The 16,655-nt window shown below is 71.1% G+C and carries 15 protein-coding genes; 10 read left to right on the top strand and 5 right to left on the bottom strand.

What is annotated here, in order from left to right; all coding sequences use genetic code 11:
- Positions 1 to 10: 10 nt before the first annotated feature.
- The 5 genes from BM272_RS01045 to dksA form a co-directional block, all read right to left on the bottom strand.
- Positions 11 to 514 carry a GNAT family N-acetyltransferase gene (locus BM272_RS01045; protein WP_093426905.1) on the bottom strand — a complete coding sequence of 168 codons (504 nt, stop codon included), beginning with the start codon at positions 512 to 514 and terminating at the stop codon, positions 11 to 13.
- An 11-nt stretch (positions 515 to 525) separates the two neighbouring features.
- On the bottom strand, positions 526 to 804 hold the full coding sequence (locus BM272_RS01040; RefSeq protein WP_093426904.1) for a type II toxin-antitoxin system TacA family antitoxin: 279 nt from the start codon (positions 802 to 804) through the stop codon (positions 526 to 528).
- A gap of 94 nt (positions 805 to 898) precedes the next feature.
- A complete protein-coding gene (locus BM272_RS01035) occupies positions 899 to 2,074 on the bottom strand; it encodes an HD-GYP domain-containing protein (protein WP_093426903.1) in 1,176 nt (391 codons plus the stop codon).
- A 4-nt stretch (positions 2,075 to 2,078) separates the two neighbouring features.
- Complete coding sequence (locus BM272_RS01030; protein WP_093426902.1) at positions 2,079 to 2,852, bottom strand: HAD family hydrolase; 774 nt, start codon at positions 2,850 to 2,852, stop codon at positions 2,079 to 2,081.
- 93 nt (positions 2,853 to 2,945) lie between these two features.
- Positions 2,946 to 3,386: an RNA polymerase-binding protein DksA gene (gene dksA / locus BM272_RS01025; protein WP_093426901.1), complete on the bottom strand. Its 441-nt coding sequence runs from the start codon at positions 3,384 to 3,386 to the stop codon at positions 2,946 to 2,948.
- A gap of 125 nt (positions 3,387 to 3,511) precedes the next feature.
- Between dksA and gluQRS the strand changes: the two genes are divergently transcribed.
- The 10 genes from gluQRS to BM272_RS00975 all read left to right on the top strand — a co-directional run bounded on the left by gluQRS (position 3,512) and on the right by BM272_RS00975 (position 16,629).
- Positions 3,512 to 4,447, top strand: coding sequence for a tRNA glutamyl-Q(34) synthetase GluQRS (gene gluQRS, locus BM272_RS01020; protein ID WP_093426900.1), 936 nt, complete (start codon positions 3,512 to 3,514; stop codon positions 4,445 to 4,447).
- Positions 4,448 to 4,482: 35 nt separating this feature from the next.
- Positions 4,483 to 4,701 carry a hypothetical protein gene (locus tag BM272_RS01015; RefSeq protein ID WP_093426899.1) on the top strand — a complete coding sequence of 73 codons (219 nt, stop codon included), beginning with the start codon at positions 4,483 to 4,485 and terminating at the stop codon, positions 4,699 to 4,701.
- Entirely contained in the window at positions 4,688 to 7,639 is a 2,952-nt protein-coding gene (locus BM272_RS01010) for an ATP-binding protein (RefSeq protein WP_240307966.1), read from the top strand. The genes BM272_RS01015 and BM272_RS01010 overlap by 14 nt, the downstream gene beginning before the upstream one ends.
- Entirely contained in the window at positions 7,636 to 8,961 is a 1,326-nt protein-coding gene (locus BM272_RS01005) for a sigma-54-dependent transcriptional regulator (RefSeq protein WP_093426897.1), read from the top strand. The genes BM272_RS01010 and BM272_RS01005 overlap by 4 nt, the downstream gene beginning before the upstream one ends.
- 114 nt (positions 8,962 to 9,075) lie before the next feature.
- Entirely contained in the window at positions 9,076 to 9,822 is a 747-nt protein-coding gene (locus tag BM272_RS01000; RefSeq protein ID WP_159432977.1) for a flagellar brake protein, read from the top strand.
- A 181-nt stretch (positions 9,823 to 10,003) separates the two neighbouring features.
- A complete protein-coding gene (locus BM272_RS00995) occupies positions 10,004 to 11,875 on the top strand; it encodes a putative nucleotidyltransferase substrate binding domain-containing protein (protein WP_093426895.1) in 1,872 nt (623 codons plus the stop codon).
- A gap of 34 nt (positions 11,876 to 11,909) precedes the next feature.
- Positions 11,910 to 12,170 (top strand): DUF4212 domain-containing protein, encoded by a 261-nt coding sequence (locus BM272_RS00990; RefSeq protein WP_093426894.1) that lies wholly within the window; start codon positions 11,910 to 11,912, stop codon positions 12,168 to 12,170.
- Positions 12,171 to 12,234: 64 nt separating this feature from the next.
- Entirely contained in the window at positions 12,235 to 14,049 is a 1,815-nt protein-coding gene (locus tag BM272_RS00985) for a sodium:solute symporter family protein (RefSeq protein ID WP_093426893.1), read from the top strand.
- 19 nt (positions 14,050 to 14,068) lie between these two features.
- The gene (locus BM272_RS00980; protein WP_093426892.1) at positions 14,069 to 15,934 is read left to right on the top strand and encodes a DUF294 nucleotidyltransferase-like domain-containing protein; all 1,866 of its coding nucleotides are present in this window, start codon (positions 14,069 to 14,071) and stop codon (positions 15,932 to 15,934) included.
- Positions 15,931 to 16,629, top strand: coding sequence for an exonuclease domain-containing protein (locus BM272_RS00975; protein ID WP_093426891.1), 699 nt, complete (start codon positions 15,931 to 15,933; stop codon positions 16,627 to 16,629). The genes BM272_RS00980 and BM272_RS00975 overlap by 4 nt, the downstream gene beginning before the upstream one ends.
- The last annotated feature ends 26 nt before the right edge of the window (positions 16,630 to 16,655 follow it).

Genomic DNA, 16,655 nt, shown 5'->3' with positions numbered 1-16,655 from the left:
CGTCCCCGGCTCAGCCCCGGAGCGCGGCATCGATGTCCTTCATCAACAGGAAAAGGTGGTAGGGGTCCGTCGGGGAGGGCTCGAAATCGAACTGTTCGTACCATCCTCGGGCCGAATGCCCCCTGGCATGGACGACCAGGCAGCGGATCCCGGCGATATCCGCTGCCTGGCGGGTGCGCAGGAGCGCATCCTTCAGCAGGGCGCGACCCAGACCCTGTCCCTGGCAGGACCGGTCCACCGCCAGCCGGGCCAGGATCATGAGTGGAACGGGGTGGCGGGCCATCCCTTGCCGACTTCGAGGCGTTGCCTCTTCGGGGTTTACGCTACCGACAGCCAGGCTGTAGTAGCCCACCACCCTGCTCTCCCGAGTCACCACATAGCTGGTAGCAGCATGGGCCTGCTGATTCTGCCAGGCGAAGCGATGTAGATAGTCATTCAGCGCTGCCTCGCCACAATCAAAGTCCTCGACCTTGTCATCGCGCGCCAGTCGCCGGGCCGCCCCATCCAGCTCCATCCCGCAGGGCCCTAGTCGAGCACCCCGGACTCAGTCAGGAGTCGGCGCAGGCCGGGTTTCTCCGAAACGGGCCGGTCCAGCGCCTGCTCGAAGGCCTCCCATTGTTCCTCGGATAGCTGGAAGTGTCGGCGCTCGGCCAGCGCCTGATTGGCCGCCGCGATGCCGGCATCCAGGAGGAACTCGCTGACACTCTTGTGCCCCCCTCGCGCCGCCTCGCGGAGGAGCTCCTTGACCTCGGCGCTGGTCCGGACGTCGATCCGTTCGCTCTTGCCCTTTTCAGCGGTCGCCATACCCACCTCTGGCTATCTTTCCAACCCCTTCCAGTCTAGCGTCCGGACCTTGTCCGGACAACGGAATAGCATGCACCCCGCACCAGGGCCCGCCCTAGTCGTAGCCCCAGATGTGCCCCAGGTGGAACGGCAGCTTGGTGGGCGTACTCTGCAGCCCCTTGATGGCGTGGCGCTCGGTATTGGTGGGTCGCAGCAGGGGCTCCATGTAGGGCTGGCCGTCAGCACCCCGGATCACGGCGACCTCCGGGGCGGAGACGTCGCCGGTCCGGCGGACCACCAGGCCGCACTCGCCGCTGGCCAGGGTGACGAAGGAGCCCGGCGGGAAGAAGCCCAGCTCCTTGATGAAGATCTGGGCGAGTTCGTTGTCGATGGCGCCGCCATCCTCCATGAAGAGCTTCTTCAGCGCCGAGCGCGGCACCAGCCCCTGCCGATATTCCCGCCCGGAGACCATGGCGTGGTAGCGGTCGGCGATGGCGACGATCCGCGCCTCCACCAGGAAGTCGTCGCCGGCGATCCCGCGCGGATAGCCCTCACCGTCCAGGCGCTCGTGGTGCTGGAGGACGATCTCCAGCCACGGGTCACTGGTCACGCCGGAACGGCGCAGGATCTCGGTACTCACCAGCGGATGGCCCTGGATGGCCTTGCGCTGCTCCTGGGTCAGCGGCGCCGACTGGCTCACCAGCTCCTGCTGGAGCCGATGCATGCCGATGTTGGCGGTGATCGCGGCCGCCAGCATGGTATCCCGCCGCTCCTCGTCCAACCCCAGACGACGGCCGACCAGGTCGGTGAGCAGTGCCGAGTAGAGGGCGTGGCTGTAGACGTAGTGGTAGTCGCGATCCAGGTGGCTCGCCCCCAGGGTCGCATCGGCATCCCGCTCCACCAGATTGCGCAGGGCCCCCGCCAGCCGCAGGCCGCGGACCTCGGCGTCGTCCACCTCGCCGCTGGCCAGCCGGTTCAGAAAGCCGTGCAACCGCTGCATGAGTTCCGAAACCCGGCCGAAGGGGTTGGTGGCGTTGCCGGTAATGGGATCCCGGCCGGCGCTGGCGACGCTCTCGCGATTGGTTCGCCGCAGCCGCCGGTAGAGCCCCTCCGCCAGCAGGCGTTCCAACTGCTTTTCCGTGGAGACCACGGTCCCCTCGCTCAAGAGGAGATTGTCGTTGGGATCGAAGACGTCCCAGGGCAGGGGCTCGCCCACGCGCACCTCTCCCTGGCGCACCTTGATATAGCGTTCGTCCTCGCCGGCGAGGCTGCCAATGCTCTGGGCCGCCATGGTCCTAGTCCTCGGTTCCGGCGCGATGGAGGGCGGCGGCCGCGGCCCGATCCAGGACTCCCTCCTCCAGGGCGGCACCGGCCAGGGTGAAGGCCGGCGCGCCCGGCTCGCCCAGGCTGTCCAGCACGGTCACGGCACCGGTGAAGTCGTGATCCCGGGTGTAGTCGTTGACGGTGACCACGGTGGGCAGGCTCGCCGCCACGCTGGAGCGGACGCCGTTGGCCGAGTCCTCGAAGGCCAGCGCCTCACCGGGGCCGAGCCCCATGTGCTCCAGGGCGTAGTGGTAGATGTCGGGGGCCGGCTTCTTGGCCGGGACGATGTCGCCGGCGGCGATGACCTCGAACCACTCCACCGACTCCGGCCCCAGGGTGGATTCCAGCAGGGCCGTGACATTGGCCGGGGTGGTGGTGGTCGCAACTCCCAGGCGCAGGCCGGCCTCCCGGGCCTCGCGCAGGAGCCGCTCGACTCCGGGGCGCAGGGGGATGGCGCCGGTGGCCAGCAGTTCGGTGTAGTGGCGGGTCTTGGCGGCGTGGAGGTCGGCGATGAGGCCGTCGAGATCCGCCGGGAGGTCCTCATCCGGCCGGTGCTGCGCCAGGTAGTGGCGGATCCGCTCCTTGCCGCCGGTGATGGCCAGGAGTTCGCCGTAGAGGGGTTCATCCCAGTGCCAGTCGAGCCCCGCATCCGCAAAGGCCCGATTGAAGGCAACCCGGTGGCCGTCCCGTTCGGTATCGGCCAGGGTGCCGTCCACGTCGAAGAGTAGTGCCTTGAGTTCCGCCATCAATGCCTCCTTGGTGCAGGAGGCAAAAGCATACCGTGGACGGCACCCCTCTGGACAATTCTTTTACGACTGTGTCACCCGGCGGGCGGAATCTCAGCCGCGCTGGCGCTCCCGGATCTCGTCCAGGGTCTTGCAGTCGATGCACAGCGTCGCGGTGGGCCGCGCCTCCAGGCGCCGGATCCCGATCTCGACACCGCAGGCCTCGCAGAAGCCGTACTCGCCCTCGTCGATGGCGTTGAGCGCCTCGTCGATCTTCTTGAGCAGCTTGCGCTCCCGGTCCCGGGTGCGCAGCTCCATGGTGAACTCCGACTCCTGACTGGCGCGGTCGTTGGGGTCGGGGAAATTGGCCGCCTCGTCCTGCATGTGGTGGACGGTCCGGTCCACCTCCTCCATGAGCTCCTGGCGCCAGGCGCGCAGAATCCGGCGGAAGTGCTCTTCCTGCTCCGGATTCATGTACTCCTCGCCTTCCTCCGGCTGATAGGGCTCGATCCCCTGGTGGTCGGCGACGGTGGTCTTCTTCTCGGTTTCCGGCATGAGTCCCCTCCCTGATGGGACGCAGTTTGCAAAGCCGGCATGTAATACCAGAACCGACATTACAGGCGCAACCGAAATATTCACGGCGTCACCACCAACGGGAACCGAAGCGCTAGAATAGTGGCATGCCGGAGGACCAGTACCGCGGCCGCTTCGCCCCCTCCCCCACCGGCCCGCTCCACTTCGGCTCCCTGGTGGCGGCCGCCGGGAGCTACCTGCGCGCCCGCGCCGCCGGGGGCGAGTGGCTGCTGCGCATGGACGACATCGACACCCCGCGCAACGTCCCCGGTGCCGCGGACGGGATCCTGCGCGACCTCGAGAATCTGGGCTTCGAATGGGACGGGCCGGTGGTCCACCAGAGCGACTGCCTGGAGGCCTACGCCGACGCGCTGGCCGGGCTGCGCTCGGACGGGCTCGCCTACCCCTGCGCCTGCTCCCGGGCCGAGGTCCGCGCCGCCGCCACGGCCACCGGCCTGCCCGCCGGCGTCTACCCGGGCACCTGCCGCAACGGCACCGGGGGCCGGCCGGAACGCTCGGTCCGCCTGGACACCCGCAGCGCCCGGATCGCCTTCACCGACGGTCTACTGGGGGCCCGGGAGCAGGATGTGGCGGCGGAAGTCGGGGATTTCGTGATCCGCCGCGCCGACGGGCTGTTCGCCTACCAGCTCGCCGTGGTGGTGGACGACGCCGCCGCCGGGATCACCGAGGTGGTCCGCGGTAGCGACCTGCTGGACTCCACGCCCCGCCAGATCCACCTCTTCCGCCAGCTCGGCCTGCCGGCGCCGGCCTGGTACCACCTCCCCATCGCCGTTACCGCGGCTGGCGACAAACTCAGCAAACAGACCGGGGCCACCCCTGTCGGCGGCGAGTCCGGGCCGCGGGCCCTGTGGCAGGCGCTGGCCTTCCTGGGCCAGACACCACCAGCGGAACTCTTCGGCGCCCCGGGCCCGGAACTACTGGCCTGGGCCGAGGCCCACTGGGATCCGGCCGGGATCCCCACGACCCTCGCGAGCCCCGCCCCCACCGTACCCGGCACCGATCCTGGATGTTACGCTACGTAACGTTTCCAGAAGGTTTCCGGGGGGCGGGGGAGTCCATGGCCAACGGCACTAGCAGCGAGCGGGGTAGCGGGGGAGATCGACCCATCATCGCCGCCGTCATCGCCGTCGCCCTCCTGGCCTCGCCGCTGCTGGCCGTCTGGGCGCGACCGGCCTGGGGCTGGCTGGCCCCTTACGCCGTCTGGGCGGCGGTCCTGGCCATCGCCGCCGCCCTCCTCCACCTGGGGGATCGCGCCGGGGGGGATGATGACGCTTGAGGCCGGCTGGCTCCTGGCAGCGGCCACGGGCTACCTCTCCCTGCTCTTCCTCATCGCCCTGGCGGCGGAGCGCGGCTGGCTACCCGACCGGCTCCTGCGCCACCCGGCGGTCTACGTCCTCTCCCTGGGGGTCTTTGCCACCTCCTGGAGCTTCTACGGCAGCGTCGGCTTCGCCGCCAGCGATGGCTACCAGTTCCTGACCATCTACCTGGGGCCGACCCTGGCCTTCCTCCTGGCGCCGGTGCTGCTCGCCCCCATCCTGCGCCTGGCGCGGGAGCACCAGCTCACCTCCCTGGCGGACCTGTTCACCTTCCGCTACCGCAGCCAGGCGGCGGGGGTGGCGGTGACGCTCTTCATGCTGGTGGGCAGCCTCCCCTACATCGCCCTCCAGATCCGGGCGGTGACCGAATCGGCCCAGGTCCTCACCCGCCAGACGCCGCCCCACCTGCTGGCCCTGGCCTTCTGCGCCCTGCTCATCCTCTTCGCCACCCTCTTCGGCGCCCGCCACGCCGCCCCGGGGGAGCGCCACGAGGGGCTGGTGGCGGCGGTGGCGTTCGAGTCCCTGGTGAAGCTCGCCGCCCTGCTGGCCGTGGGCGCCCTGGCCCTGTTCGGCGTCTTCGGCGGGCCGGGCGGATTGAACGAGTGGCTGGCCGCGAACCCGGCGGCCCTGGAGCGGATGTACGAGCCGGTCCACTCCGGCTCCTGGACGACCCTGCTGCTGCTCGCCTTCGCCGCCGCCTTCCTGCTGCCGCGGCAGTTCCACATGGCCTTTACCGAGGCCACGGATGCGCGGGGGCTACGGATCGCCGCCTGGGGCTTCCCCCTCTTCCTGCTGCTGCTCAACCTGGCCATCCCGCCCATCCTCTGGGCCGGCCAGGAGCGCGGGCTGGCCGGGGCGCCGGACTACTTCGTCCTCGCCCTGCCCCAGGCAGAGGGGAACGCCCTGCTGACCATCGCCGCCTTCCTGGGGGGCGTCTCCGCCGCCAGCGCCATGGTCATCGTCACCACCCTGGCCCTGGCCGCCATGGCCATGAACCACCTGCTGCTACCGGCGAGCCTCACCCGACGCCCGCCGGAGGGTGGCAACCTCTATCGCTGGCTGCTGTGGAGCCGGCGGGGGCTGGTGGCGCTCATCATCCTCGCCGGCTATGCCTTCCACCTGCTCCTTCAGCAGCGCGCCGGGCTGGTGGAGATGGGGCTCATCTCCTTCGTCGCCGTGGCCCAGTTTCTGCCCGGGATCGTGGGGCTGCTCCTCTGGCCGCGGGCCACCCGCCAGGGCTTCGTCGCCGGCCTGCTGGGCGGCGGCACCGTCTGGGCCGGACTGCTGCTGCTTCCCCTGCTGGAGCGCGCCGGCTTCCTGGCGTTCGGCCTCGATCCCGCGGCCCTCCTCGGCACGGTGGCCACGGAGTCCCCCTGGTTCACCGCCACCACCGCCTCCCTGGCGGTGAACGGGGCGCTCTTCCTGGCCGTCAGCCTGGCCACCCGCCCCACCGAGGCGGAGGCCCGGGCGGCCCGGGCCTGCGTGCAGGCGACCCCGCCGGCCACCGGGGTGGTGGCGGCCGGCTCGGCGGAACAGTTCAGCGAGCGGCTGGCCGAGGCCGTGGGGCCGGAGGTGGCCCGGCGGGAGGTCCGCCGCGCCCTCAAGGACCTGGACCTGGCCCCGGACGAGGACCGCCCCGGCGAGCTCACCCGGCTGCGGGAGCAGATCGAGCGCAATCTCTCCGGTCTCATGGGCCCCCTGCTGGCCCGGATGATCGTGGACGAGCGACTGCGGCTGGAGCCTCACACCCGCCAGGCGCTGGCCGACACGGTCCGCCACGTGGAGGCACGCCTGGCCGATTCCACCATCGAGCTCCACGGCCTCTCCCGGGAGCTCGACTCCCTGCGCCGCTATCACCGCCAGGTCCTCCACGACCTCCCGCTGGGGGCGGCCACGGTGGCGCTGGACGGCGAGGTCATCCACTGGAACCAGTCCCTGGTCACCCTCACCGGGATCGACGAGGAGGCGGCCACCGGGCGACCGGTGGCCGAGCTGCCGGCCCCGTGGGGTGGGCTGCTGGCCGGCTTCCTGCGCACCGACGACCGCCGGCTGCGCAAGGTCCAGGTGGGCCAGGGCGAAGCCACCCGCTGGCTCAACCTCCACAAGGCCGCCATCGAGGCGGATCGCGACGCCGCCGGCACCGTCGTCCTGGTGGAGGACCTCACCGACCTCCAGCGGCTGGAGGCCGAGCTGGCCCACAGCGAGCGGCTCGCCTCGGTGGGCCGGCTGGCCGCCGGCGTCGCCCACGAGATCGGCAACCCGGTCACCAACATCGACGGCCTGGCCCAGGCCCTGGACCCGGCCGACCCGCAGGCGGTGACCACCGGCCTGGGCCAGATCCGCACCCAGACCCGGCGGATCAGCGACATCCTCCAGGCGCTCATGCGCTTCAGCCACGGCGGGGATGCCGATACCCGCGCCAGCGAGCCGGTGGCGGTGGCGCCGCTGGTGGAGGAGGCCATCCGCCTGGTGGCCGTCTCCGGCAGCGGCAAACGAGCCGCCTTCGAGCGCCACATCGCCACGGACCTCGCCGTCCTCGGTGACGAGCCGCGCCTGCTCCAGGTCCTGGTCAACCTGCTGGGCAATGCCGCCGATGCCTCCCCCGCCGGGGGGACGGTGGAGATCTCCGCCGAGGCCGAGGGGGATGCCATCGTCCTCGACCTCATCGACGAGGGGGGCGGGATCGAACCCGATCACCTGGAGCGGCTCTTCGAGCCCTTCTTCACCACCAAGGCCCCCGGTGAGGGGACCGGCCTGGGGCTCGCCGTGGTCTACCACATCGTCCAGGCCCACTACGGCCGCATCGATATCGAGAGCCGCGCCGGGGAAGGCACCCGGGTCAACCTGCGCCTGCCCGCCGCGCCGGCCCCCGAAACCCGTCACGAGGAACCGATATGAGCACCCTCCTGGTCGTCGAGGACGAGGCCATTACCCGCGACACCCTCACCGGCGTGCTGGAACGCGCCGGCCACCGGGTTACCGCCGTGGACTCCGCCGAGGCGGCGCGCACCGCCGACCCGAGCACCTTCGACCTCGTCCTCACCGATCTGCGCCTGCCCGGGGCGGCGGGCACCGACCTCATCGCCATCGCCGAGCCGACCCCGGTCATCGTGCTCACCAGCTACGCCTCGGTGCGCTCGGCGGTGGACTCCATGAAGCAGGGGGCGGTGGACTACCTGGCCAAGCCCTTCGACCACGACGAGCTGGTCCTTCTGGTGGATCGGACCCTGCGCACCGCCGACCTGGAGCGCCAGAACGCCGCCCTGAAGTCCCAGGTGGAGGCCCATTACCCGGTGGGCGGCATGATCGGGGAGAGCCCGGCCATGCAGGCGGTCTTCGATCGCCTCCAGCGGGTCGCCCCCACCAGTGCCACCGTTCTGGTCCTGGGCGAATCGGGCACCGGCAAGGAACTGGCTGCCCGCGCCATCCACGACGCCAGCCCCCGCAAGGACGGCCCCTTCATCACCGTCAACTGCGCCGCCATCCCCGCCGGCCTCATCGAGTCGGAGCTCTTCGGCCACGAGAAGGGCGCCTTCACCGGGGCCGACCGCCAGCACCGCGGGCTGGTGGAGGCCGCCGAGGGCGGTACCCTCTTCCTGGACGAGATCGGCGAGCTCCCCGCCGAGGCCCAGGCGCGGCTGCTGCGCGTCCTCCAGGCCGGCGAGGTGCGCCGGGTCGGCGCCACGGGCGCGCGCCACGTGGATGTCCGGCTGGTGGCCGCCACCCACCGCGACCTGCGCACGCTGGTAGCCAAGGGCGACTTCCGCGAGGACCTCTACTACCGCCTGCAGGTCATGGAGATCCGCCTGCCGCCCCTGCGCGAGCGGGGCGGCGACGTGGAGGCGCTGGCCGAGGCGCTGCTGGAACGCGCCTGCCACCGGCTCAACCGCCCGCCCCTGGCCCTTACCGAGGCAGCCCGCCGCGCCGTACGCGAACACGACTGGCCCGGCAACGTCCGGGAACTGGAGAACGCCATCGAGCGGGCGGTAATCCTCGCCGACAGCGAGGCCATCGACACCGCCGCCCTGGGGCTGGAGCCGACCCCGGCCCGGCCCGAGGGCCCCACCGATGACCTCTCCCTGGACGAGTACTTTATCCACTTCGTCCGCAGCCATGAGGGTGAGCTCACGGAGACGGAGCTGGCCCGGCGGCTGGGGGTCAGCCGCAAGACCCTCTGGGAACGGCGGCAGCGGCTGGGAATCCCTCGGCGACCGGGATAGCGGCTCTATCCAGCGGGAACCATTTTCGATAAATTATCGAGTTGAATACTCCCAGGGTGGTGGCTAAGGCCCGCTATGACCGATTCCTCGTCCGAATCCGCGCAGGAGAAAGCCATGGGGCGTCAGGCCGTCCGTCTCATCGGCCTCAACGCCTACGCCGACTACCTGGTGAAATCGCCGGTGGAGATCACCTCGGTCCTGCGCAGCCTGCAGAAGGGCGCGCGGCAGATCAGCGCTTATTTCGACGACTCCCCCAGCGGCTTCCTGGCCACCACCATCGTCCACGTCGACCCCAAGAAGAACATGGTGCTCCTGGAGCGCCGCGAGAACGGATCCGCCGATGACCGCATGCTCGACGCCTCGGAGGTCCTGTTCGATACCAAGCACAACAACGTCACCCTCCAGTTCACCGCCGATTCCATCCAGCCGGCCCGGATGCAGGGGGAGCCGGTCTTTCTCATCCCCATGCCCAGGGAGCTGTTGCGACTGCAGCGACGCCAGGCCTTCCGCGCCCCGGTCCCGCGCGCCTCGGAAGACCCGGTCACCTGCTCCTTCACCGACCGCCACGGGGACATCCAGACCCTGCCGGTCCAGGACATCTCCATCGGCGGCCTGGGCATGCTGGATGATCAGTGCGAGATCGAGGTGGAGCCTCATACCACCATCCCGGAGGCCACCCTGCACCTCCAGGAAATGGGCGAGGTGACCCTGGAGCTGGAGGTGCGAAACTCCTTCGACACCACCCTGATGAACGGACGCGAGGTCCGTCGCATCGGCTGCCGCTTTACCCGGCTCAATAACGCCACCGAGGCCACCCTCCAGCGCTTCATCCATCGGCTGGAGACCGAGGCCCGCTCCTGAGACCGCCCCGCCTCGACGTTACCTTGCGTAACACTGCCCGTTACGGCCGGTAACGGGCCCACGACCAACCTCCCTCCTCTCCCCGCCATGGCGCCCTCCCGGCGCTGGCACGACATCTGCTTTCCCTCCAGGGAATACAGCGGCCGCAGGCCGTCCCACGGGCAATGCCGACCGGACCCCCATGAGTGACACCGACGCCCTCCAGCCCACCGTCGACTTCCTGCGCCGCCACGCCCCCTTTGCCCAGATGGGGACGGCGGAGCTGCAGAGCCTGGCGGCGCGGGCCAAGCTGGCCTTCTTCGCCCGGGGCGAGGTGATCACCGCCCCGGAGCAGGGACCAGCGGAGTACTTCTACATCATCAAACAGGGCCGGGTACGCGGGGAGACCGGCGGTGACGGCGAGGCGTGGGAGCTGGTCACCGGCGAGAGCTTCCCCATCGGCGCCCTGCTGGGCCACCGGCCGGTACGCACCCGCCACCGGGCGGTGGAGGACACCTTCTGCTTCGAGCTGCCGCGCTCGGAGTTCGACCGACTGCGCGAGGCGAGCCCGGTCTTCGGCGACTTCTGCGCCCGCCGCCTGGCCAGCCTGCTGGATCAGGCCCTGCGCCGCGGCGCCCCCGCCTCCGGGACCCCGGCCTCCTCGCCCCTGGGCACCCCCCTGGGCGAGCTGACCCCGACCCCGGCCGTCATCGCCCCGGCCAGTACGGCGCTGCGCGATGCCCTCACCGAGCTGGAGCGCGACGAGGGCGAGGCCATCGCGGTCACCGACGCCGCCGGTCACCCGGCAGGGATCATCACCCTGCGGGACATCGCCACCCGGGTCACCCTCGCCGGCCGGGACCTGGCCACCCCCGTGGGCGAGCTGGCCGACGCCGAAGCCCCCGCCCTGGACATCACCGCCCCCGCCTGGGCGGCGGCCCGCGCCCTGGCCGAGTCCGGCCGCCGCCATCTTCTCCTTACCCGCGACGGGGCGGTGGCCGGGGTAGTAAGCGAGGCCGCCGTGGTGGGTGGCGACGCCGGCCTGGTCGCCCTGGCCCGCGCCATCGCCGACGCGCCGGATATCGCCGCCCTGGCCGCCCTGCAGGCCGACGTCCACGCCTTTATCGGTCGCCTCCTGGCCCAGGGGGCCGGGGCCGACGCCATCACCCGCGTGGTGGCGACCCTCAACGACCGCCTGACCCGGGCCGTGATCCATCACATCCTCGCCGAGCACGGCCGGCCGCGGACCGCCTTCACCTGGCTCGCCTTCGGCAGCGAGGGCCGCGGGGAGCAGACCCTCAAGACCGACCAGGACAACGGCATCCTCTTCGAGCCGGCCGACGGCGATGTGGAGGCCGCCCGCGCCGAACTGCTCTCCCTGGCCGGGACCATCAACGACGGGCTGGCCCGGGTGGGATTCCCGCTGTGCCCCGGCAACATCATGGCCAGCAACCCCGACTGCTGCCTCACCGCCGGAGAGTGGCGCGAGCGCTTCGCCCGCTGGATCGACCAGGGCACGCCCCAGCACCTGCTGAACGCCACCGTCTTCTTCGACTTCCGTCCCCTCTGGGGGGATCCGGAGCCGGCGGCGGCCCTGCGCGGCTGGCTGGGCGAGGCGGTGGCGGCCAATTCGCGCTTCCGCCGCCAGATGGCCGAGAACGCCCTGCGCAACCGTCCGCCCCTGGGGCTGTTCGGCGAGATCAAGCGCTCCGCCGGCGACGACGGCCGCCCCGGCGTCGACCTCAAGGTCCAGGGGCTCGCCCCCTTCGTGGATGCCGCCCGGCTGCTGGCCCTGGCCCACGGCGTGGCGGCCACCCACACCCTGGACCGGCTGGAAGCCGTGGTGACCGCCGGCGGCCTGGATCCCGACGACGCCTCCGCCTGGCGCGACGCCTACGAATTCATCCAGTGGCTGCGCATGGAGCAGCACCGGCGGCAGGCGGCCGCCGGCGAGCCACTGGACAACCGCGTGGATCCGGACGGGCTCAACGAGCTCCACCGCCGGATCCTCAAGGAGGCCTTCCGCCAGGCCCGCAAGCTCCAGGCGCGCCTGGCGCTGGACTATCAGCTGTAACAACCAAGGTGTGACAACCAACCGGGGAGGAAGCATGAACGACGAGCAACGTGCAGATAACTACTGGAAGGCGAATCTACGGATCCTGGCCGGCTGCCTGGCGGTCTGGTTCATCGTCTCCTTCGGCTTCGGGATCCTGCTGGTGGAGCCGCTCAACCAGATCCAGCTCGGCGGCTACAAGCTGGGCTTCTGGTTCGCCCAGCAGGGCTCCATCTACACCTTCCTGCTCATCATCTTCTACTACGCCTGGCGCATGAACCGGCTGGACCGGGAGCACGACTTCCACGAGGAGTAGCGCCGTCCGAACGCGGAATCACCGCCCATTCGACCGACGACAACGATAACGGGGAATCGACCTCATGGAACTGCAGACACTGATCTATCTGGTGGTGGGCGCGACCTTCGCCCTCTACCTCGGCATCGCCTTCTGGGCGAAGGCCGGCAGCACCGGCGAATTCTATATCGCCGGTGGGGGCGTTCATCCGGTGGCCAACGGCGCCGCTACCGCCGCCGACTGGATGTCCGCCGCCTCCTTCATCTCCATGGCCGGCCTCATCGCCTTCCTGGGGTATGACGGCTCGGTCTACCTCATGGGCTGGACCGGCGGCTACGTGCTGCTCGCCCTGCTGCTGGCGCCCTACCTGCGCAAGTTCGGGAAGTTCACGGTGCCGGAGTTCATCGGCGACCGGTACTACTCCGATACCGCCCGCGTGGTGGCGGTGATCTGCCTGATCTTCATCTCCTTCACCTACGTGGCGGGGCAGATGCGCGGTGTCGGCATCGTCTTCTCCCGCTTCCTGGAGGTGGAGCTGCTCACCGGCCTCATCATCGGCATGGGCGTGGTCTTCGTCTACGCCGTCCTCGGCGGCATGAAGGGCATCACCTACACCCAGGTCGCCCAGTACGTGGTGATGATCTTCGCCTACACCGTCCCGGCAGTCTTCATCGCTCTGCAGGTGACCGGCAACCCCATCCCGCAGGTGGCCCTGGGCGCCGACCTGGCCGGCACCAGCACCGACCTGCTGGCCAAGCTGGACCAGACCCTGGTGGACCTGGGCTTCGGGCCCTACACCGAGGGCAGCAAGCCGACGGTGGACGTCTTCTTCATCACCCTGGCGCTGATGGTCGGCACCGCCGGCCTGCCCCACGTCATCGTGCGCTTCTTCACCGTGCCCAAGGTCCGCGATGCCCGCCGCTCCGCCGGCTGGGCGCTGCTGTTCATCGCCCTTCTCTACACCACCGCCCCGGCGGTGGGCGCCCTCTCCCACTGGAACTTCATCAACACCGTGAACGGTCCCGAGGAGCAGGGCACCGAGTACGAGGCCATGCCCGAGTGGTTCTCCACCTGGGAGCACTCCGGCCTCATCGCCTGGCACGACCACAACGGCGACGGCAAGCTGCAGTACGCCGCCGGCTCCGCCCTGGACGGCAAGCCGCAGTTCACCGACCAGACCGGCGAGCACGGCCAGCGACTGGTCGCCAACCCCGGCGACGGCGAGCCGGTGGAGGGGGCGCCCTTCGCCAACGAGGTCTACGTGGACCGCGACATCATGGTCCTGGCCAACCCCGAGATCGCCGACCTGCCCAACTGGGTGATCGCCCTGGTGGCCGCCGGCGGCGTGGCCGCGGCGCTGTCCACCGCGGCCGGCCTGCTGCTGGTGATCTCCTCGGCCATCTCCCACGACCTTCTCAAGCGGACCTTCCGGCCGCAGATCAGCGAGCGGGGCGAGCTGGCCGCCGGCCGGATCGCAGCCGCCACGGCCATCCTCATCGCCGGTTACCTGGGGGCCAACCCACCCGCCTTCGTGGCCCAGGTGGTGGCCTTCGCCTTCGGCCTGGCGGCGGCCAGCCTCTTCCCGGTGATCATCATGGGCATCTTCAACAAGCGCATGAACCGCGAGGGGGCCATCGCCGGCATGGTGGTGGGCCTGGTCTTCACGCTGGCCTACATCATCTACTTCAAGGGCGTCTTCGTGGAGCCCTTCGCCGCGGACGTGCCGGAGAACTGGCTGTTCGGGATCTCCCCCGAGGGGATCGGCGGCCTGGCCATGCTGCTGAACTTCGCCGTGGCCTGGACCGTCTCCAAGGTGACCGCCGCCCCGCCGCAGTCCATCCAGGAGCTGGTCGCCAGCATCCGGGTGCCCCGCGGCGCCGGCGGGGCCACCGGCCACTAGGCGGGGACCGGGTAGCCCCATGGAACCGGCCGACGTCCGTGCCTTCCTGGCCACCATCCCCGCCCTGGCCGACCTCCCCGAGGCGACCCTGGCGGCGGTGGCCGGCCGACTCCACGCCCGCTACCTGCGGGCCGGGGCGGCCTTCCCGCCGGCCGAGCCGGAGGGGGAGACGCTCTACCTCCTCCGGACCGGGGCGGTGGAACTCACGGACAACCACGGCCACCTCCTCGACCGCCTGGATGAGGGGGCCCTGGCCGGCGCCTGCGACGGCGCCGCGCTCCAGGGTCGCGTGGTCGAGGATGCCCTCATCTACGGCCTGCCGTGCGTGGAGGTCCAACACCTCGCCACGGACCATACCGAACTCGCCGGCGCCCTGGCCGCCGGCGAGCGTGATCGACTCCGGGCCGCGCTGAGCGCGGCCCACCAGACCCCCGGCCCGGGCGGCGACCTCGCCGGCCTGGCCGTGGGGGATCTGCTCAAGCGTCCGGCGGCGACCATTGCCGCCGACGCCCCCATCCGGGAGGCCGCCGCCGCCATGGCGCGCGCCGGCGTCTCCTCCCTGCTAGTTACCGACGCCGACGGGGCCCTGACCGGCATCGTCACCGACCGCGACCTGCGCAACCGCTGCCTGGCAGCCGGCCGCGATCCGGGTGAGCCGGTGGGGACCATCGCCACCCCCGAGCCGGCCACCGTGGAGGCGACGGAGAGCGCCCTGGAGGCGCTGATGGCCATGACCCGGCTGGGTGTCCACCACCTGCCGGTGGTCCGTAACCGGCACCCGGCCGGGGTCATCTCCAGCGGCGATCTGCTGCGCCTGCGCGCCGGGGATGCCCTCTACCTGGTGGGCGACATCCGCCGCGCCGAAGATCGAACCGCGCTGGCGGGCGTGGGAGAGCGCCTGCGGGAACTCCAGCCCCAGATGGTCGCCGCCGGCGCCGATGCCAGCCACGTTACCCGCGCGGTGACCGCCGTGGCCGAGGCCGTGACCCGGCGGCTCACCGAGCTGGCCGAGACGGAGCTGACCGCCGAGCGGGGCCCGCCCCCGGTGGGCTGGGCCTGGATCACCTGCGGCTCCGTGGCCCGGGGGGAGGCCACGGCGGGTTCGGATCAGGACAACGGCCTGGTCCTCCTGGAAGAGCCGGATGCCGAGGGGTGGGATTGGTTCGCCGAGTTCGCCCGGCGGGTCTCCGACGGCCTGGATGCCGCCGGCTTCCCCTACTGCCCCGGCAACGTCATGGCCACCAACCCGGACTGGTGCCAGCCGCTGGCCACGTGGCGGGAATACTTCCGGCGCTGGACCCACGAGCCGGAGCCGCAGGCGCTGATGCATGCCAGCATCTTCTTCGACCTCTCGGTCACCGCCGGCACCCCTGCCGCGCGGGAGGCGGTGGAGGAACTGCGCACGGAGTTCCTGGCCTGGACCGCCGACCACTCCGCCTTCCGGGCGGCGCTGGCCGGCAATGCCCTCAGCCGCCGGCCGCCCCTGGGCTTCTTCCGCCAGTTCGTGGTCGACCGCAGCGGGGACCATGCCCATACCCTGGACCTGAAGCGCGACGGCCTCATCCCCATCGTGGATCTCGCCCGGATCCACGCCCTGGGCGCGGGCCTCCGGGAGAATGCCACGCTGGACCGGCTTCGGGCCCTGGGCACGGACTCAATGAACGCCGGGGATGCCGCCGAACTCGCGGATGCCTTCGCCCTGCTCGGCGACCTGCGCATCCGCCACCAGACCGAGGCGCTGCGCGCCGGCGAGCGCCCGGACAACCACCTGGATCCGGCCTCCCTCTCAAGGCTGCAGCGCCACCACCTCAAGGACGCCTTCCGGATCATCCAGACCCATCAATCCGCGCTGGCCCAGCGCTACGAGGCGGGGCGCTTCGGATGATGGCCGGCGGTCAGTGGCGGCGGCGCTGGCTGGCCCGGCGGGCGCCGCCGGGGCCGCTGGCCGACTACCTGGCCATTCCCTTTCCGGCGCCGGGAAGCGACTGCCGCGAGGTGGAATTCCTGGCCCTGGATCTGGAGACCACCGGGCTCGATCCGGCCCGGGATGAGATCATCAGCATGGGGCTGGTACCCTTGCGGGGCGGACGGCTGGAGCTGGGCCAGGGGCTCGGCCTGCCGGTACGGCCCGAAGGGGCCGTGGGGGCGGACAGCGTCGCCATCCACGGCCTCACCGACACCGCCGTGGCCGGGGGGGAATCCCTGGCCTCGGCGATGGGAGAGCTCCTGGAGCGGCTGGCCGGTCGGGTCCTGCTGGCCCACTACGCCCCCTTCGAGCTGGCCTTTCTGGATCGGGCCTGCCGGGCGGTGTACGGTGGCCGCTTTGCGGCGGCGGTGGTGGATACCCAGTGGCTGGAGCACCGCCACCGGCAGCGCCGGGGACAGCCCGTGCGCGCCGCCGACCTGCGACTGGACGCGGTGCGCGGGGCCTGGGGCCTCCCGCCCCATCGCGCCCACGACGCCCTGGCGGACGCCGTCGCCGCCGGCGAGCTCTTCCTGGCCCAGTGGGCCGACCGGGCCGGTGGCGGCCGGCTGCCGCTGAAGGCGGTCCTGTCGCCCGCCCGAGCGGCCCGACGCTGACAAACAGGGCGACCCGGGATGATCCC

Origin of the sequence: Thiohalospira halophila DSM 15071, from assembly GCF_900112605.1 — a bacterium.
GTDB classification, from domain to species: domain Bacteria; phylum Pseudomonadota; class Gammaproteobacteria; order Thiohalospirales; family Thiohalospiraceae; genus Thiohalospira; species Thiohalospira halophila.
The sequence above is the reverse complement of the archived record's forward strand: the minus strand, read 5'-3'. Positions and strand labels throughout refer to the sequence as shown.